Origin of the sequence: Nitrosopumilus sp. b1, from assembly GCF_014078545.1 — an archaeon.
In the GTDB taxonomy this organism is placed as follows: domain Archaea; phylum Thermoproteota; class Nitrososphaeria; order Nitrososphaerales; family Nitrosopumilaceae; genus PXYB01.
The window spans coordinates 1-869 of record NZ_MU078794.1; the positions used below are offsets into that span (position 1 = coordinate 1).

General features: G+C 37.5%; 1 protein-coding gene and 1 pseudogene. Both read left to right on the forward strand.

The genetic code is table 11. The features are described 5' to 3' along the window. Positions 1-43: 43 nt before the first annotated feature. Complete coding sequence (gene nuoK, locus C6988_RS10905) at positions 44-349, forward strand: NADH-quinone oxidoreductase subunit NuoK (protein WP_182135472.1); 306 nt, start codon at positions 44-46, stop codon at positions 347-349. Further along, positions 349-869: pseudogene (locus C6988_RS10910) on the forward strand (formate hydrogenlyase); the annotation flags it as partial. The gene nuoK and the pseudogene C6988_RS10910, both read left to right, overlap by 1 nt.

Here is an 869-nt window from a genome sequence, read left to right on the forward strand (position 1 = left end):
GCACTAGTTTTAGCAAGAAGAGAAGAGGAGGATGACGTAGAGAATGACCAACGAACTAATTGATTTTGTAATTGTTTCAATTGCACTTCTTGCAATTGGTATCTATGGATTAGCTGTTAAACGAAACTTCATTCGAATGTTATTTGCAGTTGAAATTGTAATCAATGCTGCAAATCTTAACCTAGTTGCATTTGCAAGATTTTTGCCACACAGCGGTGGACAAACACTAGCATTATTCTCAATTGCTATTGCAGCAGCAGAAGTTGCCGTTGGTTTGTCACTCATTATCGTAGCATATAGAATGTACAAGAATGTCGACGTCGCAGAATTTAGGAGCTTGAAAGGATAATGGAATATGCCCTATTGCAGGCAGTCTTCCTGCCCTTGTTACTTTCTCCAGTAGCCTACATTATTGGACGAAAAGCAGGCGTAACTGCAGCAACATGGTTTACTTTTGGTATCTTACTTTACTGTTCAATTCTAGTAGTTAGTGTTGCACTAGGTGGAACCTACGAAGAGCATTATCCTTGGACTACGCTATTTGGCGAATTTGGATTCTTGATGGATGGTCTTGCATCTCCATTTGCAATAATGATCTATGTGATTAGCACCATTCTTGCACTTTATTCCAAACCATACATGGTTCACAAATTCAAAGAGATGTATGAAGAAAGACAAAGAGAATCATCAAGTTCTACATCTGGTCAAACAACAACTCTCGTTGAATCTGAAGGACTAAACCAATACATCAACAATCAATCTGGAATCTACTTTGCATTATTCCTAGTCTTTGCAATGGGAATGCTTGGAACAATTCTATCTACAAATCTAATTGAATTTTACATCTTCTTTGAAGTTATGTTGATTCC